The 26,658-nt window shown below is 72.2% G+C and carries 27 protein-coding genes; 19 read left to right on the forward strand and 8 right to left on the reverse strand.

Features of this window, described 5'->3' with window-relative positions:
* From AB0C19_RS12250 to AB0C19_RS12260, 3 genes are all read right to left on the reverse strand, one after another.
* Complete coding sequence (locus AB0C19_RS12250; protein ID WP_357183402.1) at positions 1-3,453, reverse strand: ATP-binding protein; 3,453 nt, start codon at positions 3,451-3,453, stop codon at positions 1-3.
* Positions 3,454-3,523: 70 nt separating this feature from the next.
* Entirely contained in the window at positions 3,524-3,886 is a 363-nt protein-coding gene (locus AB0C19_RS12255) for a hypothetical protein (RefSeq protein ID WP_053654782.1), read from the reverse strand.
* Between the two features lie 13 nt (positions 3,887-3,899).
* Positions 3,900-4,214 (reverse strand): hypothetical protein, encoded by a 315-nt coding sequence (locus AB0C19_RS12260; RefSeq protein WP_074315118.1) that lies wholly within the window; start codon positions 4,212-4,214, stop codon positions 3,900-3,902.
* A 357-nt stretch (positions 4,215-4,571) separates the two neighbouring features.
* Here AB0C19_RS12260 and folP point away from each other — a divergent pair, with 357 nt between their 5' ends.
* The 7 genes from folP to AB0C19_RS12295 all read left to right on the forward strand — a co-directional run bounded on the left by folP (position 4,572) and on the right by AB0C19_RS12295 (position 9,166).
* Positions 4,572-5,468, forward strand: a complete 897-nt coding sequence (folP, locus tag AB0C19_RS12265; RefSeq protein WP_357183406.1) for a dihydropteroate synthase — start codon at positions 4,572-4,574, stop codon at positions 5,466-5,468.
* Positions 5,465-5,833: a dihydroneopterin aldolase gene (folB, locus tag AB0C19_RS12270; RefSeq protein ID WP_357183409.1), complete on the forward strand. Its 369-nt coding sequence runs from the start codon at positions 5,465-5,467 to the stop codon at positions 5,831-5,833. Before folP ends, folB begins: the two co-directional genes overlap by 4 nt.
* Positions 5,830-6,357 (forward strand): 2-amino-4-hydroxy-6-hydroxymethyldihydropteridine diphosphokinase, encoded by a 528-nt coding sequence (gene folK / locus AB0C19_RS12275; RefSeq protein ID WP_357183412.1) that lies wholly within the window; start codon positions 5,830-5,832, stop codon positions 6,355-6,357. The genes folB and folK overlap by 4 nt, the downstream gene beginning before the upstream one ends.
* Before the next feature lie 19 nt (positions 6,358-6,376).
* Positions 6,377-6,913: a DUF3180 domain-containing protein gene (locus AB0C19_RS12280; RefSeq protein WP_357183415.1), complete on the forward strand. Its 537-nt coding sequence runs from the start codon at positions 6,377-6,379 to the stop codon at positions 6,911-6,913.
* Between the two features lie 119 nt (positions 6,914-7,032).
* The gene (locus tag AB0C19_RS12285) at positions 7,033-8,247 is read left to right on the forward strand and encodes an ABC transporter permease (protein ID WP_357183418.1); all 1,215 of its coding nucleotides are present in this window, start codon (positions 7,033-7,035) and stop codon (positions 8,245-8,247) included.
* A 53-nt stretch (positions 8,248-8,300) separates the two neighbouring features.
* On the forward strand, positions 8,301-8,609 hold the full coding sequence (locus AB0C19_RS12290; RefSeq protein WP_357183420.1) for a hypothetical protein: 309 nt from the start codon (positions 8,301-8,303) through the stop codon (positions 8,607-8,609).
* Between the two features lie 65 nt (positions 8,610-8,674).
* Positions 8,675-9,166 (forward strand): hypothetical protein, encoded by a 492-nt coding sequence (locus tag AB0C19_RS12295; RefSeq protein WP_238687029.1) that lies wholly within the window; start codon positions 8,675-8,677, stop codon positions 9,164-9,166.
* 55 nt (positions 9,167-9,221) lie between these two features.
* Here AB0C19_RS12295 and AB0C19_RS12300 read toward each other — a convergent pair whose 3' ends face one another.
* Positions 9,222-10,199 (reverse strand): ATP-binding cassette domain-containing protein, encoded by a 978-nt coding sequence (locus AB0C19_RS12300; protein ID WP_357183424.1) that lies wholly within the window; start codon positions 10,197-10,199, stop codon positions 9,222-9,224.
* 29 nt (positions 10,200-10,228) lie between these two features.
* Here AB0C19_RS12300 and AB0C19_RS12305 point away from each other — a divergent pair, with 29 nt between their 5' ends.
* The 4 genes from AB0C19_RS12305 to AB0C19_RS12320 all read left to right on the forward strand — a co-directional run bounded on the left by AB0C19_RS12305 (position 10,229) and on the right by AB0C19_RS12320 (position 14,638).
* Positions 10,229-10,915: an ABC transporter permease gene (locus AB0C19_RS12305; RefSeq protein WP_091403225.1), complete on the forward strand. Its 687-nt coding sequence runs from the start codon at positions 10,229-10,231 to the stop codon at positions 10,913-10,915.
* On the forward strand, positions 10,912-11,652 hold the full coding sequence (locus AB0C19_RS12310) for an ABC transporter permease (protein WP_210780819.1): 741 nt from the start codon (positions 10,912-10,914) through the stop codon (positions 11,650-11,652). Before AB0C19_RS12305 ends, AB0C19_RS12310 begins: the two co-directional genes overlap by 4 nt.
* Before the next feature lie 200 nt (positions 11,653-11,852).
* Positions 11,853-12,857: a glycine betaine ABC transporter substrate-binding protein gene (locus AB0C19_RS12315; RefSeq protein WP_357183428.1), complete on the forward strand. Its 1,005-nt coding sequence runs from the start codon at positions 11,853-11,855 to the stop codon at positions 12,855-12,857.
* 110 nt (positions 12,858-12,967) lie between these two features.
* Entirely contained in the window at positions 12,968-14,638 is a 1,671-nt protein-coding gene (locus tag AB0C19_RS12320; protein ID WP_357183431.1) for a hypothetical protein, read from the forward strand.
* Positions 14,639-14,656: 18 nt separating this feature from the next.
* Here the strand turns inward: AB0C19_RS12320 and AB0C19_RS12325 are convergent, their stop codons facing one another.
* The 3 genes from AB0C19_RS12325 to AB0C19_RS12335 form a co-directional block, all read right to left on the reverse strand.
* Positions 14,657-15,844, reverse strand: coding sequence for an NADH-quinone oxidoreductase subunit D (locus AB0C19_RS12325; protein WP_181539454.1), 1,188 nt, complete (start codon positions 15,842-15,844; stop codon positions 14,657-14,659).
* Positions 15,841-17,148 carry an SAM-dependent methyltransferase gene (locus AB0C19_RS12330; RefSeq protein WP_357183434.1) on the reverse strand — a complete coding sequence of 436 codons (1,308 nt, stop codon included), beginning with the start codon at positions 17,146-17,148 and terminating at the stop codon, positions 15,841-15,843. Before AB0C19_RS12330 ends, AB0C19_RS12325 begins: the two co-directional genes overlap by 4 nt.
* A gap of 65 nt (positions 17,149-17,213) precedes the next feature.
* Positions 17,214-18,122 carry an SDR family oxidoreductase gene (locus AB0C19_RS12335; RefSeq protein ID WP_357183437.1) on the reverse strand — a complete coding sequence of 303 codons (909 nt, stop codon included), beginning with the start codon at positions 18,120-18,122 and terminating at the stop codon, positions 17,214-17,216.
* A gap of 88 nt (positions 18,123-18,210) precedes the next feature.
* Here AB0C19_RS12335 and AB0C19_RS12340 point away from each other — a divergent pair, with 88 nt between their 5' ends.
* The 8 genes from AB0C19_RS12340 to AB0C19_RS12375 all read left to right on the forward strand — a co-directional run bounded on the left by AB0C19_RS12340 (position 18,211) and on the right by AB0C19_RS12375 (position 25,863).
* On the forward strand, positions 18,211-18,816 hold the full coding sequence (locus tag AB0C19_RS12340) for a TetR family transcriptional regulator (RefSeq protein ID WP_357183440.1): 606 nt from the start codon (positions 18,211-18,213) through the stop codon (positions 18,814-18,816).
* A 112-nt stretch (positions 18,817-18,928) separates the two neighbouring features.
* Positions 18,929-19,903, forward strand: a complete 975-nt coding sequence (locus AB0C19_RS12345; RefSeq protein ID WP_238687023.1) for a Rossmann-like and DUF2520 domain-containing protein — start codon at positions 18,929-18,931, stop codon at positions 19,901-19,903.
* A 114-nt stretch (positions 19,904-20,017) separates the two neighbouring features.
* Positions 20,018-20,866: a pantoate--beta-alanine ligase gene (panC, locus tag AB0C19_RS12350; protein WP_357183444.1), complete on the forward strand. Its 849-nt coding sequence runs from the start codon at positions 20,018-20,020 to the stop codon at positions 20,864-20,866.
* A gap of 43 nt (positions 20,867-20,909) precedes the next feature.
* Positions 20,910-21,338, forward strand: coding sequence for an aspartate 1-decarboxylase (gene panD, locus AB0C19_RS12355; protein WP_112674301.1), 429 nt, complete (start codon positions 20,910-20,912; stop codon positions 21,336-21,338).
* Positions 21,339-21,434: 96 nt separating this feature from the next.
* Positions 21,435-22,331 (forward strand): septum formation family protein, encoded by an 897-nt coding sequence (locus AB0C19_RS12360; protein WP_357183448.1) that lies wholly within the window; start codon positions 21,435-21,437, stop codon positions 22,329-22,331.
* A 108-nt stretch (positions 22,332-22,439) separates the two neighbouring features.
* On the forward strand, positions 22,440-24,137 hold the full coding sequence (locus AB0C19_RS12365) for an L-aspartate oxidase (protein WP_357183451.1): 1,698 nt from the start codon (positions 22,440-22,442) through the stop codon (positions 24,135-24,137).
* Between the two features lie 53 nt (positions 24,138-24,190).
* Positions 24,191-25,087, forward strand: coding sequence for a carboxylating nicotinate-nucleotide diphosphorylase (nadC, locus tag AB0C19_RS12370; RefSeq protein WP_357183453.1), 897 nt, complete (start codon positions 24,191-24,193; stop codon positions 25,085-25,087).
* 17 nt (positions 25,088-25,104) lie between these two features.
* The gene (locus AB0C19_RS12375; RefSeq protein ID WP_357183456.1) at positions 25,105-25,863 is read left to right on the forward strand and encodes a type III pantothenate kinase; all 759 of its coding nucleotides are present in this window, start codon (positions 25,105-25,107) and stop codon (positions 25,861-25,863) included.
* A gap of 35 nt (positions 25,864-25,898) precedes the next feature.
* On the opposite strand, the gene AB0C19_RS12380 is transcribed toward AB0C19_RS12375, so the two are convergent.
* Positions 25,899-26,639 (reverse strand): class I SAM-dependent methyltransferase, encoded by a 741-nt coding sequence (locus AB0C19_RS12380; protein WP_357183459.1) that lies wholly within the window; start codon positions 26,637-26,639, stop codon positions 25,899-25,901.
* Positions 26,640-26,658: the final 19 nt, after the last annotated feature.

Consider the following 26,658-nt stretch of genomic DNA (forward strand, 5'->3'; position numbering starts at 1 on the left):
TCACGCCTCCAGATCCGGCAGGGGGATGCTCGGCAGGACGCCGGCCGCCGCGGCGATCGCGGCGGGCGTCGTGTCGAGGTGGTCCAGCAGCCCTTCGACGTACGAGACGTCGACTCGGACCTTCTGCACCCGGCCGTCCACGTCGCGCATCACGAACTCGCGGAAGCCGAGCCGGCTGGACGAGCTGGTGTCGGCGGCGGAGAGCGAGGCGAGCGTGGCCTCGTACCCGTCGTTGACCGGCACCCGCAGCAGCCGTAGCGCCTCGGAGGCGATCTCGGCGTCTTCGGCGATGCGGCCGACGAAGACTGTGGAGACGAGGTTCTGCACGTCGAGGCCGAGGATGTCTTTGGGATTCTGGGAGGCGACCAGTGCGGCCAGGTTCCACTTGCGGGAGTCGCGGGCGAGTCGGACCAGGAAGGAGCGCCCGGACCGCCAGCCTTCCATGAAGTGCGCCTCGTCGAGGCCGACGAGTTTGCGCGATGACATCGAGCCGCCGTAGCAGCGCCGCACGGCGAGCCGGTGGGCGGTGTGCAGCATCGGCAGGGCCAGTGCTTCCTCGGCCGACCAGTACTCGCGTTCGATCTTGAGATCGGGCAGCCGTAGCCCGGCCATGGTGATCACGGTGAGTGCCGCGTCGGCACCGAGCAGCCCTTCCGGCGGTCGGCCGAAGAAAAGCATGGCCAGCGGCATCTCGGCGGTGTCGAGCAGGAGGTTGGCCAGTTCCTTGCCGGCGTCGTCGTCGAGCCGCCCGAGGCAGCTCACCACGTCGTCCAGGGTGGAGGTCTCCTCGGCGGGGACCTGGCGGACGGCGTGCCGGAAGAGGGTGGCGGTCGACGCCTCCCTGGCCACCTGCGGCGGGACGAGCATCATGCAGATGTCCTGGACCAGCATCCGCCGCTCGGCTCGGGCGTTGGAGACCGCGATCTCGAACTCCCGGTCACCGGCGGCCCCGGTGCCGAACTCGGAACGCAGCGGCGTCGGGATGAGTGAGTAGGGCGCCAGGGTGCCGTGCTCCGAGCCGGTCAGGTTCAACACCCGGGAGTACGGCCGCAGCTCGGGCATCGCGCAGAGGCGGGCCAGCGGGCCGGACGGGTCGAGCAGGGTCACCTGGACACCTCGGCGGGCGGCCAGATAGCCCAGGGCGCCGAGCAGTGTGGACTTGCCACCGCCCGGTTCGGCGACGAAGACCGCGAGCCCGGAGCGTTCCCGGACCTCCATGGGGAAGTGCAGGTCGAGGAAGACGGGACGGCGGCAGGTGCCGGCGGTTCGGCCGATCAGGTCGCCCCGCCGGTCGCCCACGTTGGATGCGGCCTGGGGGAGCGCGGCGGCGAGCAGCGGCACCGGCATGCGACGCACGTAGCCGGTGTTGGCGATCGGTTCGCCGGGGATGAACTCGCGGGCCAGCCAGTCCTGGTTCTTCGGGTGCTGCAGCGAGATGCGCAGCTCCCGGGAGTAGAGCTGGATGAGCCGGCGGGCCCGCTCCAGGCATTCCTCCCTGGTCCGGCCGCCGACCGCGATCCGGTGCCAGCCGTGCGCACGGGCCGAGTCGACCGGGAGGCCGGTGGTCATCTCGTCGCCGATCACCAGGGCGCGCTTGGCCAGTCGCTCCAGCTCCGGAGGCGCGTCGATGCCGTGTTCGGCGTAGTCGAGCTGTTGCGAGCGGATCATCCGCAGCCGGTGTTCCAGATTACGGAAGGAGTCGCCGGAGCCGAGGATGTCGACGCGGGTGGAGATCTCCATCGGCCAGGGCAGCCGCTCGTGGAAGTGCAGCCAGGGCTCGTGTCGTTCCGGGATCTCCAGCGGCTCCATCCGGCCGACCGCGAGCACTGCCACGTGCCGCTCCTCGCCGGTCATCCGGTTGACCAGCTTGACCGTCGAGCCGTACGGGGTGCGGTAGCGCTCGACCTGCTCGGTCATGGCGAGCAGGTCGCCGCGCTCCCAGCGCCCGTCGGTGACGGGGGAGAGGGTGCTCGGCGGCGACATGCACAGCGCCACCGAGCGGTAGAGGAGCCATTCCAGCTCCTGGGCGGTGACCCGCCGGCCGCGCATGCCGAACGCCCCGAGCACCTCGTCGAACTGTTCCACGGTGCGGCCCAGTTTGCGGCGTTCTCCATCGGCGGTGCCCCGGCCGAAGGTGCGCAGCAGCCGCTCGGTGAGCGAGTCGCCGAGGGAACGCCTGGCGAAGGTGACGCCCAGGTAGGTCTGGCCCTCGGCGTGGTTGACAGCCATCAGGTGGCGTTGGGCGGCGACCAGGTGGTCGGCCCAGCCGGTGGTGCCGGGGACGTCGGGGAGCGGCGCCGAGGTGTGCGTGTCGATCGTGCGCGCCCACTCGTCGGCCGGGAACGGCCGGGTGGTGCGGCGCAGGTGCAGTCGGAAGCCGGCCAGGCCGGCGTACTGCTCGGAGATCGCCGACAGCAGCGCCTCGCGCTCGGCGTCCGGCCGGAACGCCCAGCGGACCTCGGGCAGCCAGTACCACGCGGTGACGGTGTTGGGTGTGAAGGTCAGGTGGCCGGCGATCTCGGTGATGGCCAGCTCGACAGATGGATCCCGATCCCCGAATTTGATCTTCGGAGGGCGAACCCGGGTCGGCTTGATCGGTCGATCCGATCGGCTCGCCGTGCGCTGCCGCGGCGCGGCGATCTCCTTACCGGAGGCCGAGGTGCCGGTGCTCCGGGGTCGATCCGAGTCGGTGACCCGGCGCGCCGTGCTTTCGAGAGCCGGCCGATCCGCAGCCGTGATCATGGCCGGCTGCTCCGAGGGGGCCGTGGACCGGCCGGTGGCCACCGTCGGCTGGGGTGGCCCTTGAGCCGCCGGTCGGGCCGGCGACATCGCTGTGGGGCGGCCGCCCGGCACGGTGTTGCCGGGTCGGCGGACGGAACCTGTGGTCGCCGACGGTGAACCGCCGTCGGTGGGCAGGTCGGGCTCGTCCGGCGGACGCCGCATCGGCCGTCGATCGCCGGCTTGATGCGGCACCCGGGACTCGCTGGCCGGGTGGCCGCCGCCGTGTCGTGGCTCGACGGGTCGGCCGCCATTGCCCGGCGGGTCGGCCGGCGTCCACGGTGGCTCGAGCTCGGGAACCGCGCGGGCTGGTGCCGGGCTGGCGGTGGGTGGCGGCTGATGTGGGATCGCCGGCTGCTCGCGGGTGCTCGGGCCGGCGGTGACGGCTCGTGGCGAGGCGGGTCGCCCCCCGCCGCCGAAGAGGTCCAGGAAGGGGGAGTCGATGTCGGCGTTCTCGCCGGCCGACACGGCGGTGGGCTCGGCCGGTGGCGTCCGGCGGGGAATCGGCCGAGGTGCCTGGAACACGCCGACGGCACCGTGGCCAGGTGACGTCACCAGCGCGGGGTCGAGGGCAACCTCGTCCTCGTCCTCGGTGTAGTCGAATGAGTGCGCACGGTGACCGACTGGTGCGCCTGGGCGGCCTGCCGGGGAGCCCGGCGTGGAGGAGCGGCTCATGCGATCGCCTCGGTGACTGTCGGCAGACCCATGCCCGCGTCCTGCGACGGACCGTTCGACGTACGTCCGGTCATGCCAGCTCCTCCCGAATCCTGATCCGGCTGCCGACCAGGCGCGGATCGCGCTGCTCGACCGCCGGCTCCCGGGTGCGTCGCCAGTCGGTCAGCGCGGTGCGGATGACCACCCGCGCCGGCCGATCGGGGTCGACGTGCCGGAAGATGAACGACGTGGTCACGATGGCGAGCGCGATCTCCCAGGCTGGGAAGAGCTCGACCGTCAACGTGAACAGCCAGTGGATGAACATGTAGAGGGGGACCAGCAGCATGAAGAGCCCGTACTGGGCGTAGGGCAGGTGGACCGGAAGGGTGTAACCGGGCGGCCCGAGGTAGACCAGGCGGGCCCGGTAGATGTCGTCGTCGGTGCGCAGCCGCATCTGGTGAACGCGCCTATTCGAAGATCAGGTCGATCAGGTAATCGCCGACGAAGAAGAGTGTTGCCGCGCCCGCGATGAAGGCGAGCCCGACGATGGCGATCGCGGAGCTGGTCAGCACCTTGGAGATCTCACCTCGGCTGGCACGGCCGATGAAGATGACGCCCAGGACGGCGAGCAGGATCGGCGCGATCTTGCTGGCGAAGAAGGTGACGACACTGTTGGTGTCGATCCCCTTCGGTGCCGGCTCCGCGAGTGGAGTCGACGCCAGGGTGGAGAGCGCGTGGGCGACGCCGGACGACGCCGTCTCCATGAGCTCGAAGGCGATCACTGGAACCTCCCCATAGCGCGGCCGGCGATGCCGCGGCGGTGCAATAGGCAAGCCTGGCGGGAAAAGTGCTCCACAGGGCATGGCGTTCTTGACCCTGTGTTCGTTACTCACCACGGAGGGTGGCGAGGTTTGGGCGGTTTTCCCCCGCTTCGGCCCTCCCTCCAAGCTTCGCCATCTCGATGCTGGCCAATTCCAAAGCGTACGGGCCGCCCCGGATTGCGACAAGCCGCGAAGGGACTGCCCGATACTGCCCGGATGACCGATCGTACACCTGTTCTAATCGGCACGTCAGGGGCAGTGGTACGGGGCCTACCCGGGGTCGCTGGGCGCCGCTGCCGCGACCGGTACCGTCTAGTCGTGACCGATCTGGTGCGGGCTTCGGGCCCGGTGGTGATGGGCGTCCTCAACGTCACACCGGACTCCTTCTCCGACGGCGGACGGTACGCCGACCTGGACGCCGCCGTCGGACACGGCGTCCGTCTACGCGACGCCGGTGCGCACCTGGTCGACATCGGTGGCGAGTCGACCCGCCCGGGCGCCGAGCGGATCGACGCGGCGACCGAGGCCGAGCGGGTGTTGCCGGTCATCCGCGAGCTGACCGCCGCCGGTGTGGCGGTCAGCGTCGACACCAGCCGTGCGCGTGTCGCGGAGGCCGCCCTGGCTGCCGGCGCGGCGGTGGTCAACGACGTCTCCGGTGGCCTGGCCGACCCGGACATGGCCCGGGTGGTCCGCGACGCGCACTGCCCCTGGGTGCTGATGCACTGGCGTGGACACTCCCGTGCCATGCGCGAACTGGCCACCTACACCGACGTGGTGGCCGATGTCCGGGCCGAGTTGGCCCAACGGATCGACGCGGCGTTGGCCGCCGGGGTGGCCGCCGACCGCCTCATCGTCGACCCCGGGCTCGGCTTCGCCAAGACGGCCGCGCACAACTGGGAGCTCAGCGCCCGCCTGCCGGAGTTGCTGGATCTCGGCTACCCGCTGCTCTTCGGGGCTAGCCGCAAGTCGTACCTCGGTGGGTTGCTCGCCGCCGTGGACGGCACGCCGCGACCGACCGCCCAGCGGGAGGCGGCCACAGTGGCGACCAGCGTGCTGGCGGTCGCCGCCGGCGCCTGGGGCGTACGCGTACACGACGTGCAGGCCACCGCCGACGCGCTCGCCGTCTGGGCGGCGACCGGCAGGCCTCGCCTGGCCGTGCCGCCGCACGACAGGAAGCGAACGCAAGACGATCACGAGCATGGGGTACGGCGATGACGACGGACCGGATCCACCTGACCGGCCTGCGGGCGCGCGGCCGGCACGGGGTGTACGACTTCGAGCGCGTTCAGGGGCAGGACTTCGTGGTCGACGCCGTCCTGGAGCTGGACCTCGGCCCGGCCGCCGCCAGCGACGATGTCACCGCCACAGTGCACTACGGCGAGTTGGCCGAACGCCTGGTCGCCGTGGTGACCGGCGAGCCGGTCAACCTGATCGAGACCCTGGCGGACCGGCTCCTCGCGGTCTGCCTGGCAGACGTTCGGGTCGACGCCGCGACGATCACAGTGCACAAGCCCGAGGCTCCGGTACCGCACACCTTCAGCGACGTGGCCGTCACCATGACCCGGGCGCGTACCCGGTGACGCGGGCGGTTCTGTCGCTCGGCAGCAACCTGGGCGACCGCCTGGAGCACCTGCGTACGGCCGTCGCCACCCTCGGCGACGCGGTGCTCGTGCTCTCCGGGGTGTACGAGACTCCACCGTGGGGCGACACCGATCAGCCCGCGTACCTCAACGCGGTGGTGCTCGTGCAGGACGAGAGCGCGACCCCGCGCGACTGGCTGGAGCGGGCCCGAGACGCGGAGCGTGCGGCCGGACGGGTCCGTGACCCGCAGCGGCGGTTCGGGCCGCGCACCCTCGACGTGGACGTGATCGCGGTCTGGGGCGACGACGACGAGCCGGTGCTCAGCGACGAGGAGGAGCTGACCCTGCCGCACCCTCGGGCGCACCTGCGCGCCTTCGTGCTGCGTCCGTGGATCGACATCCAGCCGTACGGTCGGCTGCCTGGTCACGGCTGGCTGACCGACCTGCTGACCATCGGCCCCGCGGCGGACGAGGCGTTGGAACTGCGTCCCCGGCCGGAGTTGGCGTTAGAGTCGACGGCATGACCGAGCGGAACCGGCCGGCATGACGCAGGCGAAGCCCCCACCCCGCGGGTCGGGCCCGGACGGGTCGCGGATGGGCCCCACCCGGATCTCGACCCTGGTAGTGGCCGGCCTGGGTGCGGCGGCGGTGGCCTGGCTGCTGATCAGCACCCTCTATTACAGCGGCATTCCCCGGCTGCCCTGGCTGCCGGTGGTGACGCTGGCCGGGCTCGCCGTGCTGGAGGCGTACGCCGCGATCAACACCCGGGGCCGGATCGAGCGCAAGCCGGGTCGGGAGCCGGTCGATCCGCTGTTGGTCGCCCGCTTCGTGGTGCTGGCCAAGGCGTCGGCACTGGCCGCTGCGATCTTCGCGGGCTTCTACGCGGGGCTCACCGGCTGGCTCTTCGTGGAGACCACCCGCGCAGCCCTGGACGATCGACCGGCCGCCGGCGGAGGCCTGCTCGCCTCGCTGGCACTGGTCGGCGCCGCGCTCTGGTTGGAGCACTCCTGCCGGGTGCCGGAACGCCCGGACGACGAGCGCGAGCAGGACCCTCGGGAGAGCCGCCCCGGCCAGCGCTGAGCAGGGGGTTACGCCCGGCTGCGGGCGCGGGTACGGTGCCTGCGATCGGAGAGCAAGGGCCGCCCAGGGTCCGTCCGTGCGCCGGACTGGGCACGGTCGGCCACTGGGGAGGCGGCGTCATGGGTTACGAAGAAGCGGGCCGGGACCGGTCGGCCGAACCCTCGTCGGGGGTGCCGGCAGCCGTCCTGGACAACGTCTTCGACGATCCCACCCACGGTGAGCCCGGCCGGGATCGGATCGGCGTACACCTGGGGTGGGAGCTGCTGCTGCTGGCCGGGCTGGCCGCCGTGAGCTGGCTGCTCTGGCGGGAGGATCCGGCCGCGGTGCGCGACGGCAACCTGCGCACGCTGCTGATCAACGCGGTCGGGCTGGGGATGCTCGCCCTGGCCGCCGGGCTGAGTCTGCGCACGGCCGCGCCGAACCTGGCCGTCGGCCCGATCGCGGTAGCGGCCGCCCTGCACTACGCCGAGCAGGGTGACCGGGGCCTGCCGGCGTCGCTCGGCCCGGCCGTGGCGGTCGCCGCGGTGGGCGGGCTGGCGCTGGCGCTGGCCGTGGTGGTGCTGCACGTGCCGGGCTGGGCCGCCAGCCTGGCCGGCGCCGCCGCCGTGGTGGTGTACATCGAACGCCGATCGGCGCCCGTGCTGGTGCAGGGCGACTACGACCCCTCCAGCAGCGCCGGTTACCTCTTCGCCGGCTTCGCAGCGGTGGCCGTCCTGGGCGGGTTGTTCGGCGCGATCCGGGCGATCCGCCGGCTCGTCGGCCGGTACCGACCGATCGCCGACCCGGCCCGTCGGCGGGGCGCGGTTGCCGCCGTGGTGACCGCCGTCGCGTTGGTCATCTCCACGGTGCTGGCCGCTCTGGCCGGCATCCTGCTGGCCGCCAACGACCCCGGGCCGGTGGCACCCACCCCGGGGCTGGACTGGACGGTGCTGGCCATCGGTGTGGCAGTGCTCGCCGGCACCAGCGCGTACGGCCGGCGGGGCGGTGTGTTCGGCACACTGTTGGCGGTCGGCCTGGTCACGGTCTTTCAGGTGTACGCGCCGGAGCGCGGCTGGACGCTGAGCAACTGGGTGGTCGGCGGGGCCGCGCTCGGCGTCGGGTTGCTGGCCACCCGCCTGGTCGAGACGCTCGGGCGGCCCCGACCGGGCAGCACCGACCGGCCCGAGCCGGTCAGCGACGGCACGATCAGCTCGGGCTGGACCACGCCGCAGCCGCAGTCCGTCGACAACTGGCCTCCCACGCTGCCGACCCAGGCCGCGCCGCAACCGATCGACCCGTGGCGGGATCCGCGGTGGGAGGACGGCCCGCGACGGTGGGACACCGACGAGCGGTGAGCCGCGTCGCGTCCGCCGAGCCGGAGCTGATCTCGACCGTTAGGCTCGGCGACATGACCGACTCACCTGCCGCCACCCCGGGCGGAACCTCGTTCGAGGAGCTTGACGCGCTGTCCACCGAGGAGCTGCGGGAGCGGGCGTTCGCCCGGGCCCGGGAGCGTCGGGACGTGGCCTTCTTCTGGTCGGTGCTGCGCCACCTGCCGAACGCGGACGAGGCCACGGTGCTGGACGGCGCCCCGAACTCGATCGGCCCGACGATCGACGAGGCCAACGCGCTGTGGCGGGAGCTGACCGGTCACGGCTACGAGGAGTCGGCGCCGCTGCTGCGGGCCGCCTTCATCGACTACCTGATGAAGCACTGAGCCGCTCGGGGCAGCCCAGGTCCGCCCGAGCCACCGGTTCGGGGCCTGGGCGGATCGCGTCGTTCATGCACCGTTCCGGCCCGGTCAGCCGCTACGGCACGGCCGCCGGCACCGGCGCACTCGCCGTGTTGCTGCTGGTCGGCATCTGCGGCAGTCCGGCGTACACCGGCTGGGCCGTCACACTGACCGACCCGGAGTCGGCCGGGGCGTTCTACGCGCGCCTGCTCGCCTGGCCGGCCTGGCGGCTCGACGCGGACGGGCAGGCCGGCGGGTTGTTCGCCGCCGACCTGCGAGCCGTGCTGCTGGTGGTCCTCGCGGTGGCGCTGCTCTACCTGTTGCCCGCCGCCCAGGTCGCCCGGGTGCCCGGCCCGGTCAGCCAGTTCTTCTCCGGCTGGGCCGCGTACGTGCTGGCTGGCGGGCTGGCCGCCGTGCTGGCGGCGCTGCTCGGCCCGGCACCGTCACTGCTGGGGGCCCTACAGGACGCCAGCACCGGTGCCGGCTACGGCTTTCTCACCGGATGGATCATCGGCATCGCCAGCCTCGGCGGTCGCGCCTGACCCGACCGAGCGGGGTCAGGCGCGGCGGTCGCACGTGCGCCTCGGCCGGGGCGGGTCAGCTGGTCGGGCGGCCGAGGTCGAGGAGGCGCTGTCGGCTGAGCGCGCCCACCGGCCGGCCGGCGTCGGTGACGAGGAGCCGGTCCCGGCCCGAGGTGAGCAGGACCGCCAACGCGTCGTACGCCGAGCCGTCCACAGCGACGGTGGGCAGGTCCGGTGCGGCGTCCTCGGGCACCGGCTCCAGCGCCTCCCGGTCGAGCGGGGTGACCGCCAGCCGGCGGATGCCCCGGTCGGCGCCGACGAACTCGCGTACGAACGCAGTGGCTGGTGCCCCGAGCAGTGCGGCCGGCGTGTCGTACTGCTCCAGGTGACCGCCCTCGGAGAGGACCGCGATGCGGTCACCGAGTCGGACGGCCTCGTCGAGGTCGTGGGTGACCAGCACGATCGTCTTGCGCACCTCGGCCTGGAGGCGCAGGAACTCCTCCTGGAGGCGGGCCCTGACGATCGGGTCGACGGCCGAGAACGGCTCGTCCATCAACAGCACCACCGGGTCGGCGGCGAGCGCCCGGGCCACGCCGACCCGCTGCCGCTGGCCACCCGAAAGCTCGTGCGGGTAGCGACCGCCGAACTCCGCCGGGTCCAGCCCGACCAGGTCGAGCAGCTCGTCGACCCGGGCCCGGGTCTGGCTCTTGGGCCAGCGGAGCAGGCCCGGCACGGTGGCCACGTTGGCCCGCACTGTCTGGTGTGGAAAGAGACCGACGTTCTGGATCACGTACCCGATTCGACGGCGCAGTCGCACCGGGTCGACGTTCGTGACGTCCTCGTCGCCGAGTGTGATGCGACCGGCGGTCGGTTCGATCAGGCGATTGATCATCCGCAGCACCGTCGACTTGCCGCAACCGGACGGGCCGATCAGCACCACCAGCTCGCCGGCCCGGACCTCCAGGCTGAGGTCCCGGACAGCTTCGGTGCCGTTCGGGTAGCGCTTCTGGATGCCCTCCAAAGAGATCGACGCCGCGCGAGGGGATTGGGCCACGCCGGCAGCCTCCGGGGTAACGTCCACGTATGTCCTTCCGCCTGAGCTACCGGGCCGACCCGGGTAACCCCTGGTTCTCCTGGCAGTACGTGCGGGACAACTCTGACACGATCCTCGCCGCCGTGCGCGAACACGCCTCCCTCACCGGGCGAGCGGTGTTGATCGCGGTGCTGATCGCCCTGCCGTTGTCCGTGCTGGCGTACTGGGTCCGTCCGCTCGCCGGTCCGATCCTCGCTGTCAGCGGGGTGGTCTACACGATCCCGTCGTTGGCGCTCTTCGCGTTCATCGCCCCCTACCTGGGCACCGGGGCGACAACGGTGCTGGTCGGGCTGGTCCTCTACGCGCTGCTGCTGATCGTGCGCAACGTGGTGGCCGGTCTCAACCAGGTGCCTCCGGAGGTTCGCGAGGCCGCCGAGGGCATGGGTTACGGCCGCTGGAGGCGGCTGTTCCGGATCGACCTGCCGCTGGCGCTGCCGGGCATCGTCACCGGCGTACGGCTGGCGACCGTCTCGACTGTGGCGTTGGTCACGGTCGGGGTGCTGGTCGGGCACGGCGGGCTCGGGCAGTTGATCTTCGCGGGCTTCCAGAACAACCTCTACAAGGCCGAGATCATGACGGCCGCACTGCTCTGCGTGGCACTCGCTGTCGTGCTCGACCTGTTGCTCATCCTGGTCGCCCGACTGGTGACTCCCTGGTCCACCCGGAGGGCACGGTGACCGTCGCGGAAAACCCGATCGGGCAGGCCATCACCTGGATCAACGACCCACTGAACTGGACCAACCCCGGCGGCATGCTGGACCGGCTCGGCGAGCACCTGACGATCTCCGCACTGGCGGTGGCGCTCGGCTGCCTGGTGGCCTGGCCGCTCGGGCTCTGGCTGGGGCACCTCGGTCGAGGTGGCGGCCTCGTGGTGCTGATCTCCAACGCCACACTGGCCATCCCCACCCTGGCGCTGCTGACCATCCTCCCGGTGGTCTTCGCCAGCGGCTTCGGGAAGACACCGGTAGTGGTGGCACTGGCCGTCTTCGCCGTGCCGCCGCTGCTGGCCAACGCGTACACCGGGGTGCGGCAGGTGGACCCGGAGGCCCGCGACGCGGCCCGGGGGATGGGCCTGTCCGGCGGGCAGTTGCTGCGCCGGGTGGAGTTGCCGCTCGCGGTGCCCTATCTGGCGGCCGGCTTCCGCACCGCGGCGGTCCAGGTGATCGCGACAGCGGCGCTGGCCTCCTTCGTCAACGGCGGCGGCCTGGGCCAGATCATCCGGACCGGGTTCGGCATCGGTATCGCGGCCGGCGGCGGGCAGATCGTCGCCGGCGGTGTGCTGGTGGCCGGGCTCGCGCTGCTGGCCGAGGTGGTCCTCGGCGGCGTCGAACGGCTGGTCACCCCCAAACCGCTGCGGCGCGGGCGGCAGCGCCTCGGGCGGCCCCGGGCCGCCGACGCCACCGGAAGCGCTTGACCCGTCCGGGTGAGCCCGCGTCGCGCTGGCGACCCACGCCCGTCAAATCGGTGACGATGGGGTGACGAAGTCCATCCCAAGTTGTCGGTCGGTTCCGGAGCATGTTGGGTGGACATTCGCGGGCGGCCGACAGTCAGGATCGCCCGTCGGACACGCGGCCGGCCCGGGACGGGCCGCGCCGGGACACGGAAGGCGGGCACATGCGCGCACGTACACGTCTGGCGATCGGGGCGGTCAGCGCCGTTGCCGGGGCAGCACTCCTCACCGGCTGCGGTGACGCCGGCTCGTCCGGCACCGACGCACCCCAGACGAGCGCCTCCGGCGCCGGGTGCGCCCCGGTCGCCGGCCAGCAGCTCATCGCTCTGCAGGACGACAAGAAGCTCCAGAACTCCGACAACGTCATTCCCGCTGTCAACAGCAAGGCGGCCAACCCGCAGCTGATCGCCGCACTGGACAAGGTCTCCGCCGCGCTCGACACCCCGAAGCTGATCCAGCTCAACAAGGCCGTCAACGAGGACCGCAAGACCCCGAAGGTGGCGGCCGAGGAGTTCGCCAGCGCGAACAACCTCACCGCTGGCATCGCCAAGGGCCCGGGCGGCGACATCACTGTGGGCGCCGGCAACTTCGCCGAGAGCCAGATCCTGGGCGAGCTGTACCGGATCGCGCTCACCGCCGCCGGCTACCAGGTCAAGGTGCAGCAGATCGGCAACCGCGAACTCTACGAGCCGGCGCTGGTGAAGGGTGAGATCCAGGTCGTCCCGGAGTACGCGGCGACAATGGCCGAGTTCCTCAACACAAAGGCCAAGGGTGGCACTCCTCCGCCGATCTCCTCGCCCGACATCAACACCACGGTGACCGCGCTCAAGGCCGAGGGCGACAAGGTCGGCCTCACCTTCGGCACCCCGGCCGCCGCACAGGACCAGAACGCCTTCGCGGTGACCCAGGCCTTCGCCGACAAGTACGGCGTGCGGACCCTCTCCGAGTTGGCGGCGAAGTGCTCCGGCAGCGGGACAGTGCTGGGCGGCCCGCCGGAGTGCGAGCAGCGTCCGTTCTGCAAGCCGGGCCTGGAGAAGACGTACGGGCTGTCGGTCGGCAAGTTCTCCTCCCTGGACCAGGGCGGCCCGCTGACCAAGAGCGGGCTGCGCGACGGTTCGATCAGCGTGGGCCTGATCTTCTCCTCGGATGGCGCCTTCGCCACCAGCTGAGCCAGTTCCGCACGTGCTGAGAACGCCCCCGCCCCCGACCGGGCGGGGGCGTTCGCGCGTCCCGGGGACCCCGTTCCCTCCGGTGGATATCGTGGGTAGGCTGCACATCCATGCCAGCCCCGGCCACCTCTGACGCCCGGCGTCAACCACCGCTACTGACCATGCTCTTCTGGGCGGGCGTCGCTCTCGCGCCGGTGGCGGCGCTGATCCTGCTGGTGGCCGACGGCAATGGCCCGCTGCGTTTCGCCGCGGTGCTCGCCATCCTCGCCGTGGTGCTGATCGGCCTCTCCATCGCGTTGCGGCCCGACGGTGAGGGCGCCTCGGCGCGGGCCGACGAGTTGCTGGACGAGATCGAGGAGCTGCGTCGGGAGTTGCGCGGCGAGATCGTGGCCGCCGCCCAGCGCGGCAACCAGGCGCTCGACCAGGCGCAACGGGCGCAGGAGGGGATCGCCGCGGTGCGCCGCCGTCTCGACGCCAGCGGTGCCGCCCTCGCCGGTGCCGCCCCCACCGTCGAGCCGGCGGGCGCCGGACGGGCGCGAGTGGCTGCCGTCGAGCCGCCGGTGGACGACACGCCGGTGGCCCGTTCCCGGGGTGACGCGCCGGCCGGCCGCGTCCGCGTGTCCGGCCCCGACGACGCGCCCCGGTGGGGGCGCCCCGAGCACCCGGACGACGACGAGCCGGCATACGCCCGGGAGGCCCCCGAGCCGCCTGTCGCCGCCGGGACGTACGGCGGGGAACGGCCGGCCGCCACCGCGTACGGCTCAGCTCGCCCCCGCGAACACGACCGCCCCGAGGCGGCACACCGGCCGGGTGGCGTGGTCCGACACACCGAGACCGTGCACGTCACCACCCGGCACACGGTTGTGGACGGCGGCCCGGCCGAGCCGGCCGGGCACTACGGCGGCGGGTACGCCGGTCAGTGGACCGCGCCCGCGCAGGAGTGGACCCGGGGCGGTGACGCCGATCAGCCCCCTCGCCCGTCCGGCCGGGCGAGGAGCGAGCCAGCGCAACACCCCAGGGCCGGGTACGGCGACGAGCCGGGCTGGACGGGCCGCCGCGACGAACCGGAGTGGACGGATCGGCGCGACGCGTACGCCCAGCCCGACGAGCCGGCCCCAGCGGCCCGGTCACACCGCACCCCGGAGAGGCCGGCGGCGGAATCCCGGGACAGCTCGGACGATCGGGGCTGGTCGGAGCAGCGCGACCGGGCGGGCGCTTCGGCACCGCAGGCCGGGCCGCCGCTGCGAGCCGACGACACCGGCGAGTACTGGTCGCAGTTGCGGGCCGGTGACCGGTGGGCCGCCGTCCGCGACGACGAGAACGGTCGCGAGTTGCGCGTCGGCGAACGTCGGGCCGAGGTGCACGCCGACGCCACCGGCACCGAGTACCGGGTGGCCGACCGCTGGGCCGCCGTCCGTCACGAGGAGCCGCGCCGTCACGAGGAGCCGCGCCGTCACGAGGAGCCGCGCCGTCACGAGGAGCCGCGCCGTCACGAGGACGCCGCCCGCTACGAGGAGCCCCGCCGCTACGAGGACGCTGGCCGGTATGACGAACCGCGCGGCCACGACGGTGGTCGGCGGGCCGAGCCGGGACGGCCCGCGCTGCCGGTGGGTGGCGTGCCGGTGCCGGACGAGTGGCGCCCGCCGCGCCAACGTGGCCACCAGGCGGAACCCGAGCCGGAACGGACCGGCCGGCGGCGGGTCGACGAGCGCTACGGCTACCCGCCGCAGGACGACGTACCCCGTGCCGGCGGCGCGCCACCCGCCGACCGCTGGCGATGACCGGTCAGGCGACCCGCGTCACTTGTCGATGTCGCCGACCACGAAGAACATCGAGCCGAGGATCGCGATCAGATCCGGGACCAGGCAGCCGGGGAGCAGGGTGGCCAACGCCTGCACGTTCGCGTACGAGGCGGTGCGCAGCTTCAACCGCCACGGCGTCTTCTCGCCCCGGGACACCAGGTAGTAGCCGTTGATGCCGAGCGGGTTCTCCGTCCAGGCGTACGTGTGCCCCTCCGGCGCCTTGAGCACCTTCGGCAGCCGGGTGTTGATCGGCCCGGTCAGCCGGTCCACCCGGTCGAGGCACTGCTCGGCAAGGTCCAGCGAGGCGTACACCTGGTCGAGCAGCACCTCGAATCGGGCGTGGCAGTCCCCGGCGGTCTTGGTGACCACCGGCACGTCCAGCTCGTCGTAGGCCAGGTAGGGGTCGTCGCGGCGCAGGTCCAGGTCGAGCCCGGACGCGCGGGCCACCGGCCCGGACGCGCCGAACGCGGCGGCGTCCGCGGCGGACAGCACGCCCACGCCGACGGTGCGGGCCAGGAAGATCTCGTTACGCCTGATCAGGTGGTCCAGGTCGGGCAACCGGCGGCGTACCTCGCCGATCGCCGCCCGGGCCCGCCCTGTCCACCCGTACGGCACCTCTTCCTTGAGGCCACCCACCCGGTTGAACATGTAGTGGATCCGGCCGCCGGAGACCTCCTCCATCACCGCCTGGATGGTCTCGCGTTCCCGGAAGGCGTAGAAGATCGGCGTGATCGCCCCGATCTCCAACGGGTAGGAGCCGAGGAACATCAGGTGGTTCAGCACCCGGTTCAGCTCCGCGAGGGCCATCCGCAGCCAGGTGGCCCGCTCCGGCACCTCCATGCCCATCAGGCGTTCCACAGCGAGCACCACACCCAGCTCGTTTGAGAACGCCGAGAGCCAGTCGTGCCGGTTGGCCAAAACGATGATCTGCCGGTAGTCCCGCACCTCGAAGAGCTTCTCCGCGCCCCGGTGCATGTAACCGACGATCGGTTCGCAGGCGACCACCCGCTCGCCGTCGAGCACCAGCTTCAACCGCAGCACACCATGGGTGGAGGGGTGCTGCGGCCCGATGTTCAGCACCATGTCGGTGCCGAGCTGCTGATCGCCGGTGCCGGCGATCAGCCCGGCCCCGGTGCCGACGGTCAGTTCACGGAGGTCTCCGGCGTCGGTGGTCATGCCCGTCATCGTGCCACGGCCGGCCCGAGCGGGATGCCGACCGGCTGGCGCAACCACCAGTGCCCGCCGAGCCCGGCCGGGTCGGTCAGCTCGGCCACCGCCGACGCGGCGGCCAGCGCCCGCACGTACCCGACCGGGTCGGTACCGGCCAGGCTGAGCGGCGGTCGCCGGCCGTCGGCCCCGAGCGCCAGCAGCGCCTCCCGCTGCGAGACCAGGGAGTACGCACACCGAGCGACCGCCGCACCAGCGGAGGCGACCGAATCCATTGCCACGTGCGCTGTGACATCACTCGACCCGTCGGGCACCGGAGGCACCTGCCGCCCACCCCGGTACCCGGTCAACGTCCCGTCGACCGGTCTTGCCTCCCGCAGGTGCCCGTAGTCGACCGCGACCGCCAAGCCCTGCTCGATTTTCTGTACCGCGGTGGCCCAGGCTTCGTCCCTGCTTCGGCCGATCTCGGCTCGTCGGTAGTCCCTGCTGGGGGTTTCGGGGCAGCCCGGCCGACTCCGGGCGGTCAGGCTTGATCCCTGCGCCGGCGGGGCTGCCCCGAAACCCGACTCGCTTCCGCTTGTCGCGCCCGATGAGGTCACTCCCAGATCCGGGTCACTGTCCGTACTGGGCACGGTTGCGGGGCCGGGCCACCAGGCGTTGAGCCAGTCGAGATCATCGGGGCTGACCGGCTCACCAACTGTTTCGGCACCGTTGTCGGGGTCGACCAGCAGGTATCGCCAGCCGTCCTCGGTGTGCAGCGCGACGTCCAGCGGGACGTTGTCCAGCCACTCGGTGGCCAGCAGCACTCCGGTGATCTCGTCCGGGATTTCGGCTGTCCAGTTGATCTCTTCGGGCAGGTTCTCGGGGCGGTACGCGTACTCGACGGCTGTGAAGCGAACGCGGTCCGCGAGCGGCGGGCGGGCGGCGACCGACGACGGCTCGTCGGGCGACCGACGGACAGAGGCCGTGGGAGTCAGGGTTTCCGGGGAGCCCGCCCGCGGAGGGATCAAGCCTGACCGCCCGGAGCGGGTGGGCTCCCCGGAAACCCCCACCGCACGCCCGACGGCGTCCCCAGGCGCGACGAGCCCGAGCAAGCTTCTCAGCAGTTCCCCACGCCCGGCCCCCACGTCGACCACGTCAAGTCGAGAGGGGTGGCCGAGGGCAGCGTCTACCTCTGTGATCAAGCGCAGCAAGGCGGCGGCGAAGGCCGGGGACGCGTGCACGCTGGTGCGGAAGTGGTCGGCCGGCCCGGTGTGGGCGACGAAGAAGCCGCCCGGCCCGTAGAGCGCCCGACTCATCGCGTCTCGCCACAGGATCGACATCAGTCCACTCCGAGTTGAGCGTGGGTCACCGTGCCGACCCTACGGTCAGGGCCGCCGTTCGTGGTTCACGCCTGGAAGTAGTGCCCCTCGTCCAGGTCGGCGATCAGGCCGGGGCGGGCAGGGGCCCAGCCCAGCAGTTCGCGCGTGATCGCGGATGACGTCGGATTGTCCATCTGGGCGAACGCTCCGAGGAAGCCGAAGTAGTTGTCTGCCTCGTCGGGGCCGATGCTTCGGACCGGGATGTCGAGGTTGCGGCCGATGGCGGTGGCGATCTGCCGGAAGGAGACTCCTTCGTCGGCGGCCGCGTGCAGGCGTGCACCGGCCGGGGCCTTTTCGAGGGCCAGACGGTAGAGCTCGGCCGCGTCGAGCGTGTGCACGGCCGGCCACCGGTTGGTGCCCTCGCCGACGTACGCGGCGTACCCGTTCTGCCGGGCGGCAGCGATGATGGCGGTGATGAAGCCGTAGTGGTCGAGCGAGCTGTGCACTGTGGGCGCGAGCCGGACGATGGAGGAGCGCACACCGCGAGAGGCAAAGCCGGCCACGAGGTTTTCGGCGTCGATCCGGTAGCCGCTCGGGAAGGTGTCGCTTTCGATGCCGGGGCGTCCGACGATGCCACCCATCGCGAGCATGGCCGTCCCGCTCGTGCCGACCAGGGGTTTGCCGGAGCCGTCCAGGCCGTCGGCGAGTGCGCCGAGGGCGGCCAGGTCGGTTTCGGCTGCGCCGGCCATGTCACCGTTGATCATGAGGTCGTGGCGGAACGCCAGGTGGATGACTCCGTCGGAGGTGGCCGCCTCGTTACGGAGCACGTCGAGGTCGGACAGGTCACCGCGGCGGGCCTCAGCGCCGAGCTTCTCGATCGCGGCGGCGGACGTTTCGGAGCGGGCCAGGCCGACGACTTCATGTCCGGCGGAGAGCAGTGCCGGCACGACTGCGGAGCCGAGATGGCCGGAGGCACCTGTGACGAATACGCGCATTGGTAGTTCCTTCGCGGGTAGGGGCATGTCACCTTGCGACATGACCGTACCTCGTGATGTCGCCATGTGACATGGCTCAGGGAAAATAATGTCGCAGCGTGACATCGGATACCATCGCCACATGGCTCGCTGGCAACCAGACGCGCGCGGCCGCTTGGAGGCGGCTGCTTTCGAGTTGTTCCGCGAGCGCGGCTTCGAGCAGACCACTGTCGCCGACATCGCCGCCCGTGCCGGCCTCGACAAACGCACCTTCTACCGGCTCTTCGGCGATAAGCGCGAGGCTCTCTTCAGCGGCAGCGAGCGCGTGGAGGAGGCCCTGGTCAAGGTGGTGGCCGAGACGGACTCCGCCCCATTTGAGGTGGTCATCGCCGCCTTCCGTCAGATGGCGGTGGATATCTTCGCCGACCGCCGCGAGCTGGTCCGGATGCGCCAGTCGATCATTGAGAGCAGCCCGGAGCTGCAGGAGCGTGAGCTGCGCAAGACGGGCGCACTGCTGGCCGCCGTCAGCGCCGCCCTCCGTGCCAAGGGCCTCGACGAGACCACGGCCACGCTGGCCACCGAGTCGGGTGGCACGGTCTTCCGCGTGGCGTACGCCCGCTGGGTCGCGCCCGCCTGCGATTCCTCGCTCGCCGACTTGATCGCCGAGGTGGCCACCGAGTTGAGCGCCATCACGTCGGCCCCAGGGAGGCGCTGACAGGGGCGTTGCGGCGGTGGTGAAGGTTTTCACACATGCTTGTCCGGGTTCGGTAGGCCGGGCGCATACTTGCGATCGACCGGTACCCCTTCTCGAGGACTGGATCGTCGTCATGAGCGCACCGTTGCGCCCGCGTCCGGCCGGCCCGCACGGGCCCGCCGCCTCGTGGGATAGCGCCGTTCCCGGCGCCCGCGCCACCTCCCGTCTGCTCACCGTCGGTGTCGTTGGCGCTGGTCGGGTCGGCGCCGTGCTGGGCGCCGCGCTCGCCGCCGCCGGGCACCCTGTGGTCGCCGTCTCCGGCAACTCCGGAGCCAGCCGCGCCCGCCTCGCCCTGCTGTTGCCCGACGTCCCTCGCCGCCCGGTCACCGCCGTGGCCCACGCCGCCGCCGACCTGCTGCTGATCGCGGTGCCGGACGACAAGCTGGCCGGTGTGGTGACCGACCTCGCCGAGCGGGGCGCGCTGCATCCGGGCCAGATCATCGCGCACACCTCGGGAGCGCACGGCCTGGCCGTGCTGGCGCCGGCCGTCGCGGCCGGCGCCCGGCCGCTCGCCCTGCACCCCGCGATGACCTTCACCGGTACGCCGGACGACCTGGCCCGGCTGGACGGCATCTCGTACGGGGTGACCGCCCCGGCCGAGTTGCGCCCGCTGGCTGCCCGGCTGGTCGCCGACCTCGGTGGCGTACCCGAGTGGGTGGCCGAGTCGGACCGCCCGCTCTACCACGCCGCGCTGGCCCACGGCGCTAACCACCTGGTGACCCTGGTCAACGAGGCGACCGACCGGTTGCGGGACGCCGGGGTGTCCCGGCCGGAGAAGGTGCTCGCCCCGCTGCTGCGGGCCGCCCTGGAGAACGCGCTGCGGCTCGGCGACGACGCGTTGACCGGCCCGGTCTCCCGCGGCGACGCGGGCACCGTGCAGCGGCACCTGGCCCGGTTGGCGGCCACCGCACCGGAGTCCGTCCCCGCGTACCTGGCGTTGGCCCGTCGTACCGCCGACCGGGCGATCGCCGCCGGCCGGCTGCGGCCGGTGGACGCACAGTCGCTGCTCGGCGTGCTGGCCGACAGCGGTCGGGAGGTGGCCGCGTGAGCGTGAGGAGTGAGCCGATCTTGCGAGCCCCGCAGTCGCGAACCGAGGTGTCGCTGTGAGCGTGAGGAGTGAGCCGATCTTGCGAGCCCCGCAGTCGCGAACCGAGGTGCAGCTGTGACCCAGGTCGTGCACTCGCGCGCCGAGTTGGCCGAGGCACGGGCCGGGCTGAAGGGCACCGTCGGGGTGGTGATGACAATGGGCGCGCTGCACTCCGGGCACGAGACGTTGCTGCGCGCGGCCCGGGAACAGGCCGACCACGTGCTGGTTACGGTCTTCGTGAACCCGTTGCAGTTCGGGCCGAACGAGGACTTCGACCGTTACCCGCGCACCCTCGACGCCGACCTGGAGGTGTGCCGGCGGGCGGGCGCCGATCTGGTCTTCGCCCCGTCGGTGGCGGACATGTACCCGGACGGTCAGCCCCGCGTACGCCTCGATCCGGGCCCGCTCGGCGTCGAGTTGGAGGGGGCGAGCCGTCCCGGCTTCTTCCACGGGGTGCTCACAGTGGTGCTGAAGCTGCTCCAGCTCACCCGGCCCGACCTGGCGTTCTTCGGTGAGAAGGACTACCAGCAGCTCACCCTGGTCCGGCGGATGACCCGCGACCTGGACGTGCCGGTCGAGGTGGTCGGCGTGCCGACGGTCCGGGAGCCGGATGGGCTGGCTCTCTCCAGCCGCAACCGTTACCTGAGTGAGCCGGAGCGGGCCGCCGCGCTGAGTCTGTCCGCCGCGCTGCGGGCCGGTGCGCACGCCGCCGACGACGGCCTGGACGCGGGCGCGGTGCTGACCGCCGCGCACGCCGCTTTCGGCGCCGGTACGCCCGGTGCCCGCCTCGACTACCTGGTGCTCACCGATCCCGAGTTGGAACCGGGGCCGGTGGCCGGCCCGGCCCGGCTGGTGATCGCCGCCTGGGTGGGCGCCACCCGGTTGATCGACAACGCGGCGATCCACCTCGCCCCGCGTCCCTGACCCGGCCGTACCACCCCCACCGATACCGCGAAAGGCCACTTCGATGTTGCGGACCATGCTCAAGTCGAAGATCCACCGAGCCACTGTGACCCAGGCCGACCTGCACTACGTCGGTTCGGTGACTGTGGACGAGGATCTGCTCGACGCCGCCGACCTGCTCCCCGGCGAGCAGGTGGCGATCGTGGACATCACCAATGGCGCCCGGCTGGAGACGTACGTGATTCCGGGCGAGCGGGGCAGTGGCGTGATCGGCATCAACGGCGCCGCCGCGCACCTGGTGCACCCCGGTGACCTGGTCATCCTGATCTCGTACGGGCAGATGGACGACGCCGAGGCCCGGACCTACAGGCCACGTGTCGTGCACGTCGACGCCGACAACCGGGTGATCGAGTTGGGTGCCGACCCGGCTGCGGCGGCGCCTGGCACGGCCGGAAACCCGGTGCCCAGCCCGTTGGCCGTGTCCGGAGTCTGATCCCGCGTACCGCGATTCCGGTCTGTTACCGGAAGGTCATTTCCGGTTACCCTGGGCACGCTGGCGGAAGCCGGTCGGTGGCTGGGGGAGGCCGCGATGAGCCGTGCCAGAACGACCCTGTTCGCCGCTGCCGTGACGGCAGTGCTGCTGGTGGGCTGTGCCGGGTCCGGTGGCCTGGACGGTGATCTGACCGACGATTGGGCGGCATTGCCGGCACCGTCGGCGTTCACTCCGGCCGCCGGTGTGTGTCACGCCGCCGACTTCACCGATCTGGTCAGTCTGGCCAGCTATGAGCCGGTGGACTGCGCCGGGCCGCACCGCCTGGAGACCGTGCATATCGGGGCTTTCCCGGCCGAGCGGACGGCCGCTCCGGCGGGTGGTTCGGTCGAGTTGCGGGGTGCGTTCGCCGAGTGCGACACCCGGGCGACCGGCTACGTGGGTGACGACTGGCGGTCCGGCCGGCTGCGGCTGTCAGTGGCGCTGCCCAACGGGCCGGGCTGGGCGGCGGGTTCCCGGTGGTTCCGCTGCGACCTCACCGAGCTGACCACCGTCGAGGCGGCGGCCACAGTTGTGGTTCGGTCGGGCAGTCTGCGGGACGCGTTGAAGGGGCCCACCGGGCTGCGCCTCGGTTGCCAGCAGACCCGCGGTGGCGCCGGCCGTGGTGTGCAGACGCTGACTCCGGTTGAGTGCGGCAAACAGCACGACGCCGAGTTCGTCGGGGTGTGGCGCGCACCGGACGTGGCGTATCCGACCCGGGACGCCGACTGGCTGCCGCTCTACACGGGCTGTCGTAGCGTCCTGGCCCGTTACGCGAGCGTGCCGGACGACGCCAAGCTGCGCTTCCGCAGCGGTGTGGTGGTCCGTCCGCCGGGGGCGGGGCGCTGGAAGGTCGGTGATCGGGGCGTCCGCTGTTACCTGTGGCTCAGCGACCGTACGGTGACCGCCTCGCTGAAGGGCGCGGGCCCGGCTGGTCTGCCGGTCCGGACGAAGTGACCACCGCCTGACGGTCGGCGCGGCGCGGCGCGCGCCGGACGGGGTCGCCCAAAACACTCGTCCCGCCCCCGCCGCCCCGGGCGAGGATGGTTCGGGTTGACTGGGGGGATGGACCTCCCGACCGTCGACCTGCCTGCCCTGCCCGCGCTGCTGGCCGCGCCCGCGCCCGGCTGGGTGGAGACCACCGACGTGATCGTGGTGGGCTCCGGCGTGGCCGGGTTGACCGCGGCGCTGCACCTGCGTGAGGCCGGCCTGCACGTCACTGTGGTCACCAAGGTCAACATCGACGACGGCTCGACGCGGTGGGCCCAGGGCGGCATCGCCGCAGTGCTCGACCCGGCCGACACCCCGGCGGCGCATGCCCGGGACACCGAGGTCGCCGGGGTCGGGCTGTGCGACCCGGCGGCGGTCCGGGTGCTGGTCGAGGAGGGCCCGACCCGGCTCCGTGAGCTGATGCGGATTGGCGCCGAGTTCGATCGGCACCCGGACGGCTCGCTGATGCTGACCCGCGAGGGCGGGCACCGGGCGGACCGGATCGTGCACGCCGGCGGCGACGCCACCGGCGCGGAGGTGCAGCGGGCCCTGCACGCCGCGGTGCAGCGCGACCCGTGGATCCGGCTGGTCGAGCACGCCCTCGTGCTGGATCTCCTGCGGGCGCCCGGCGACGGCCCGGATGGGCTGGGCCCGGCCTGCGGGATCACCCTGCACGTGTTGGGTGAGGGCAGCGAGGACGGCGTCGGCGCGCTGCTGGCCCGTGCCGTGGTGCTCGCCACCGGAGGCATGGGGCAGATCTTCTCGGCCACCACCAACCCGGCGGTCTCCACAGGGGACGGGGTGGCGCTGGCGCTGCGGGCCGGCGCGGCGGTGACCGACGTGGAGTTCGTCCAGTTCCACCCGACCGCCCTGATCACCCCGTCCGGCGCGGGGGTGCCCGGGGCGGGGCACGCGCAGCAGCCGCTGGTCTCGGAGGCGTTGCGCGGCGAGGGCGCGTACCTGGTGGACGCGGACGGCAAGAGGTTCATGGTGGGCCAGCACGAGTTGGCGGAGCTGGCACCCCGGGACGTGGTCGCCAAGGGCATCCACCGGGTGCTGCTGGCCACCGGCGCGGATCACGTCTTCCTCGACGCACGGCACCTGGGCGGCGACTTCCTGGCCGGTCGGTTCCCCACCATCGTGGCGTCCTGCCTGGCGATCGGCGTGGACCCGGCGACCGATCTGATCCCGGTCGCGCCGGCCGCCCACTACGCCTCCGGCGGGGTCCGGACCGATCTGCGCGGCCGTACCTCCATCCCCGGCCTGTACGCCTGCGGCGAGGTCGCCTGCACTGGTGTGCACGGCGCGAACCGGCTGGCCAGCAACTCGCTGCTGGAGGGCCTGGTCTTCTCCCGGCGGATCGCCGAGGACATCGCTGCCGGCCTGCCGGAGCAGGCCCAGCCGGCGGAGACCGGCGCCTGGCGCGGCGGGACGGGCTGGGTACTGCCCGCGGAGGTGACGCCGACCCTGCAACGGGCGATGACCCGGGGGGCCGGGGTGCTCCGATCCGCGGCGACGCTGGCCGGGACGGCCGGGACGTTGACCGAGCTGGGCGTTGCCCGGGGCCGGCCGCGGACCGCCGACTGGGAGGCGACGAACCTGCTTACCGTGGCGTCGACGCTGGTTGCCGCCGCGTACGCCCGTGGTGAGACCCGTGGCTGCCACTGGCGGGAGGACTTCCCGACGGCCGACGAACGGTGGCTGGGCCATCTGGTCGGGGCGGTCGGGGCGCAGGGCCGGGTGACGCAACGGTGGGAGGGAAATTCACAGTGAGCGCGAGGAGTGAGCCGGTCTTGCGAGCCCCGCAGTCGCGAACGGAGATGGCAATGATCGAGTCGACGGAGACGGCGTTGCGGGCGGCGGGATTGGATCCGGCGCACGTCCGGCAGGTGATCGAGGGCGCGCTGGTCGAGGATCTGGGCCCGGATTTCCTGGACGTCACGAGCGTGGCCACCATTCCGGCGGAACAGACCGACACCGCCGACCTGGTGGCCCGCGCGGACGGGGTGGTGGCCGGGATGGCGGTGGCCGCCGCCGTGTTCGAGCTGGTGGGCGAGGTGACTGGCTTCGGTCGTACCGTCGAGGTGTCGGTGCTGGCCCGCGACGGCGAGCGGGTGGCCCGCGGCGACGTGCTGGCGACGGTGACCGGCCCGACCCGGCTGCTGCTGACGGCCGAGCGGACGGCACTCAACCTGCTCTGCCGGATGTCCGGGGTGGCCACCCACACCCGCGCCTGGGCGGACGCGCTGGCCGGCTCGAAGGCGATGGTGCTGGACACCCGCAAGACGACGCCGGGCCTGCGGGCGCTGGAGAAGTACGCGGTGCGGGCCGGCGGTGGCACCAACAAGCGGATGGGCCTCTACGACGTGGCCATGATCAAGGACAACCACAAGCTGGCGGCCGGGGGCATCACTGCGGCCTACCGGCGGGTCCGGGAGGCGTTCCCGGAGGTGCCGGTGCAGGTCGAGGTCACCACTGTCGACGAGGCCGTGGAGGCGGTGGAGGCCGGTGCGGACTTCCTGCTCTGCGACAACATGACACCGGAGGTGCTGGCCGAGGCGGTGGCCGCGGTGGGTGACCGGGCGGAGTTGGAGGCGACCGGCGGGCTGACCCTGGAGGTGGCCGGCCGGTACGCGGCCACCGGGGTGGACTTCCTCTCGGTGGGCGCGCTGACGCACTCGTCGCCGATCCTGGACATCGCGCTGGACCTGCGCGCCGACTAGTTGTCTAGGCTGCGTGCGTGCTGCTCTGCATCGACATCGGAAACACCAACACCGTGCTGGCGACCTTCGACGGCGACAAGCTGGTGCACTCCTGGCGGATCAAGACCGATGCCCGCTCGACGGCGGACGAGCTGGGCCTGATGTTCCGGGGTCTGCTCGCCGGGGACAACGTCGAGATCACCGGTGTGGCCGCCTGCTCCACGGTGCCGGCCGCGCTGCGGTCGCTGCGCACCATGCTCAGTCGTTACTACGCCGACCTGCCGAGCGTCGTGGTCGAGCCGGGCGTGCGGACCGGGGTGCAGTTGGCGATCGACAACCCGAAGGAGGTCGGCGCCGACCGGGTGGTGAACACCCTTGCCGCGTACACCCTCTACGGCGGCCCGTCGATCGTTGTGGACTTCGGCACCACCACCAACTTCGACGTGATCAGCGACCGCGGTGAGTTCCTCGGTGGCGCGTTCGCCCCGGGCATCGAGATCTCCTTCGACGCGCTGGCGGCCCGGGCCGCGCAGCTGCGCAAGGTAGAGGCCACCAAGCCCCGCTCGGTGATCGGCAAGAACACCGTGGAGTGCCTCCAGGCCGGCCTGTACTTCGGCTTCGCCGGGCAGGTGGACCGGATCGTCGAGCGGATGACCGAGGAGTTGGGCGAGGTGCGGGCGGTGATCGCCACCGGCGGCCTCGCCTCCCTGGTGATCAACGAGTGTCGCAGCATCACCCACCACGAACCGATGATCACGCTGATCGGTCTGCGGATGGTCTACGACCGCAACCTGTGACCCGGCCGCCGTCGCTGCCGGCCTCCGTGCGGGCGTCAGCGCCGCCGGGCGCGAAGCACCAGCGTCCGGTACGGCAGCTCGATGGTGTCCAGGCCAGCCAGGGCGGGGTGGGTGGTCAGGAGTTCGGTCAGCTCCCGCTCGACCCGCCGCTGATCGTCGGTGGAGGCGGTGAGCCAGTACGAGCGGGTGCGGACCATGCCGAGCAACTCGTCCGGTGTGAGCGTGGTGCGGTGCGTGAACTCGCGCTTCTCGACGGCATCGAAGGCGGGGCCGAAGTCGGGGTGCTCGCCGAAGAGCTGGCTTGTCGACTTGTCCCCGAAGTGGGCGATGCGACCCAGCTCGGCCACCCAGTCGACGCTGCCGTCCCGGATGTTCCAGATGGGGGCGAAGGTGCCGCCGGGGCGGAGCACCCGGGCGATCTCGGCGTGCGCGGGCTCCCTGTCGAACCAGTGGTACGCCGTCCCGACCAGCACCGCGTCCGCCGCCGAGTCGGGCAGCGGCATGGCCTCGGCGCTGCCCGCCAGGGCCGTCGTGCCCGGGGTGCTGGCGGCGAGCTGCGCCCGCATCCCCGAATCGGGCTCGACAGGTACGACCTCGTGACCCAGTGCCAGCACAGCGCGGGTCAGGATGCCGGTGCCCGCGGCGAGGTCGACCACCCGGGCTTCGCTCAGCCCGTCGAGCGCCCAACGGACGGCAGCCTCGGGATAACGTGGTCGAAACCGGTCGTAATCGTTCGCGGCGGCACCGAACGACAGTGCGTGAGTGTGATCGACCATGACGGGCAGGTTATCCCGT

The organism is Micromonospora sp. NPDC048842 (genome assembly GCF_040649935.1).
Lineage (GTDB): Bacteria > Actinomycetota > Actinomycetes > Mycobacteriales > Micromonosporaceae > Micromonospora > Micromonospora hortensis.

Excerpts from the sequence above, each read along its gene's own strand:
- panD (WP_112674301.1), top strand. The coding sequence starts at position 20,910 with ATGTTGCGGACCATGCTCAAGTCGAAGATCCACCGAGCCACTGTGACC.
- AB0C19_RS12380 (WP_357183459.1), bottom strand. The coding sequence starts at position 26,639 with ATGGTCGATCACACTCACGCACTGTCGTTCGGTGCCGCCGCGAACGAT.
- AB0C19_RS12280 (WP_357183415.1), top strand. The coding sequence starts at position 6,377 with ATGACGCAGGCGAAGCCCCCACCCCGCGGGTCGGGCCCGGACGGGTCG.
- folB (WP_357183409.1), top strand. The coding sequence starts at position 5,465 with ATGACGACGGACCGGATCCACCTGACCGGCCTGCGGGCGCGCGGCCGG.
- AB0C19_RS12255 (WP_053654782.1), bottom strand. The coding sequence starts at position 3,886 with ATGCGGCTGCGCACCGACGACGACATCTACCGGGCCCGCCTGGTCTAC.
- AB0C19_RS12320 (WP_357183431.1), top strand. The coding sequence starts at position 12,968 with ATGCCAGCCCCGGCCACCTCTGACGCCCGGCGTCAACCACCGCTACTG.
- AB0C19_RS12290 (WP_357183420.1), top strand. The coding sequence starts at position 8,301 with ATGACCGACTCACCTGCCGCCACCCCGGGCGGAACCTCGTTCGAGGAG.
- AB0C19_RS12345 (WP_238687023.1), top strand. The coding sequence starts at position 18,929 with ATGAGCGCACCGTTGCGCCCGCGTCCGGCCGGCCCGCACGGGCCCGCC.
- AB0C19_RS12335 (WP_357183437.1), bottom strand. The coding sequence starts at position 18,122 with ATGCGCGTATTCGTCACAGGTGCCTCCGGCCATCTCGGCTCCGCAGTC.
- AB0C19_RS12365 (WP_357183451.1), top strand. The coding sequence starts at position 22,440 with ATGGACCTCCCGACCGTCGACCTGCCTGCCCTGCCCGCGCTGCTGGCC.
- nadC (WP_357183453.1), top strand. The coding sequence starts at position 24,191 with ATGATCGAGTCGACGGAGACGGCGTTGCGGGCGGCGGGATTGGATCCG.
- AB0C19_RS12295 (WP_238687029.1), top strand. The coding sequence starts at position 8,675 with ATGCACCGTTCCGGCCCGGTCAGCCGCTACGGCACGGCCGCCGGCACC.
- AB0C19_RS12325 (WP_181539454.1), bottom strand. The coding sequence starts at position 15,844 with ATGACGGGCATGACCACCGACGCCGGAGACCTCCGTGAACTGACCGTC.
- AB0C19_RS12250 (WP_357183402.1), bottom strand. The coding sequence starts at position 3,453 with ATGAGCCGCTCCTCCACGCCGGGCTCCCCGGCAGGCCGCCCAGGCGCA.
- AB0C19_RS12340 (WP_357183440.1), top strand. The coding sequence starts at position 18,211 with ATGTCGCAGCGTGACATCGGATACCATCGCCACATGGCTCGCTGGCAA.
- AB0C19_RS12315 (WP_357183428.1), top strand. The coding sequence starts at position 11,853 with ATGCGCGCACGTACACGTCTGGCGATCGGGGCGGTCAGCGCCGTTGCC.
- AB0C19_RS12330 (WP_357183434.1), bottom strand. The coding sequence starts at position 17,148 with ATGTCGATCCTGTGGCGAGACGCGATGAGTCGGGCGCTCTACGGGCCG.
- AB0C19_RS12285 (WP_357183418.1), top strand. The coding sequence starts at position 7,033 with ATGGGTTACGAAGAAGCGGGCCGGGACCGGTCGGCCGAACCCTCGTCG.
- AB0C19_RS12360 (WP_357183448.1), top strand. The coding sequence starts at position 21,435 with ATGAGCCGTGCCAGAACGACCCTGTTCGCCGCTGCCGTGACGGCAGTG.
- AB0C19_RS12305 (WP_091403225.1), top strand. The coding sequence starts at position 10,229 with ATGTCCTTCCGCCTGAGCTACCGGGCCGACCCGGGTAACCCCTGGTTC.